Origin of the sequence: Micromonospora sp. NBRC 110037 (assembly GCF_001652995.1) — a bacterium.
GTDB classification, from domain to species: domain Bacteria; phylum Actinomycetota; class Actinomycetes; order Mycobacteriales; family Micromonosporaceae; genus Micromonospora; species Micromonospora chalcea.
Window position 1 is genome coordinate 1 of record NZ_BBVA01000001.1, and the last position, 1812, is coordinate 1812.

Below are 1812 nucleotides of genomic sequence, written 5' to 3' on the forward strand. Positions count from 1 at the left end.
TTTGTTTCCAGGCCTGTTCGACCCGCGGCAGGTTATCCAGCCCTCGGATTTGAACGAAGTGAAGCGATTTATGGACGAGTTGATCGCCCTTGGTCGCGAAGATTTCGCCCGCGTTATGCGGGTCATACGCAATACGGTAGACGCGACCCGGCGCGCCATTGATGACTCTACGGGCGCATATACTGACCTCGTCGCCGCACTGGAGTCCCTCGGAGACGAACACCTTACGAACCCGGCCAGTTGGGACCGTTACGAGGGCAGAAAGCGAAAGATAATCGACGCTGCGCTAAAAGGTCAAGAAGAGTCATTTGCCGATAGGATGCGAGTTGCGGTCCTAGAAGCTGACCGCGTCGGCCTTAAACGCCGGTTCGTATCGTCGACCCTGGCGCGGGTTTCGTCGGCATACTACCGCGGCGAGGCGGTCGGCCAGGGGCACCCGCCACGGTCCGCAGACCTTGAGCGGCTACTCGGTGTCGCATATGACATTAGATCCAAGAGGAGCCATGTTCTTGAGGACCTGGGCGACGAAGCTTGGGTATTCACCGACGGAGCCGAAACCGTCTTCGAGCCCAATTTTAGCCGCATATTAACCCTCGCTGGCCTTTGGCGGTTGGTCCGGCATGTTGTGCGCCAGTTCGTCGCCGATGCGCCTAAGGTAGCGCCCGAGCCTTGGGACTACCGCAACGCGCTTCCTGGGATAATCCGTGCGCAACTCGCCCCACAGTATTGGGTCTGGCAGGCGGACGGTTTCGATAGCAAGACCGCAGAAAACTGGTTTAATGGTGTTGTCGAAGCACTTGTTGCCCACATCTCAGGCGATACCCGCGAAGGCATTGACCTGTCGCAGGTCATCGGCAAGATTGAGAATCTCGCTCCGAATTTACCCGACGGTGACTCAAAGACAGCCATGGTCGCCATTTACGCGCTTTGGCACGAATGGGTAGAACCTAAGGAGCGCAGTCCTAGCGCCGCAGCCTTCCTCGACTCCCATCAGGAATGCTTGGAGGCCCCCTCTCCGACTGCCTTCACGCTCGGTCTGCTGTCGAATCGCAGGCGTCCCGCTTGGAGCGCAGACGAGTGGGCTGAGCTCGCAATGACGCGACGAACTGCTCGAATCAAGGGCAAGGAAGCCCCTCTGCCCGCAGCCGTCGATGCCCTGCTTCAGCTCGAAGCCGCTGATCAGTTGGAGGCGGTGGGACGGCACGCCGAGGCTGTACGTTTCGCGTCTAACGCTGTCGAAGAATTTCCTGGGAATGAGGATCTCCTCGCCTGGGAGAGGCGACTGATCGCAGGCGACCATGATCCTGCCTTCAGCGTTCATAAATTTCTTTTCGGCAAAGAGCCGAAGGAGGCGCCCGCAAAGGAAGAATCGACCATCGAAAGCGTGGAAGCCTCGACCCCCGAAGAGTTACAGCAGGAATAAGCCCGTGTGGTGGCTTAGGTGCGGCTGCACTGCTTTCGGCACATCCGGACGCCGACGAACGGCGCCGACGGCACTTGGGTGACAAGCGCTTTGCAGCATGAGCGGCCAGCGTAGCGATACAGGATCGAACTAAAGACGATGCGGTCACAGGTATGACCAGCGATGATCGGTCGGTGGGAAAGGTGCGCGGGGCCGATGGTCTGCGCGGCCGTTTCGCGGGCGCGTTGCGCGACCTGCGGGGGCGGCGCCTAACGTCGGTCGACTACTGGGACGTGCACAACTTCGGCCCGAAACGCGCGCCATGGGACTATGGCGACTGGCACCACGCCGTCATGGGCGTGCAACTCGGCACCGACCTCGGCGCCGTGACCGTGACCTGGACCGACACA

1 protein-coding gene and 1 pseudogene are annotated in these 1812 nt (G+C 60.3%); both read left to right on the forward strand.

Translation table 11 applies throughout. The annotated features are described in order from the left end of the window. Window positions 1-1423: hypothetical protein (locus A4R25_RS30980; RefSeq protein ID WP_231915388.1), on the forward strand; the 1423-nt coding region annotated here is incomplete at its 5' end. 152 nt (window positions 1424-1575) lie between these two features. Continuing rightward, window positions 1576-1812: pseudogene (locus A4R25_RS00005) on the forward strand (hypothetical protein); the annotation flags it as partial.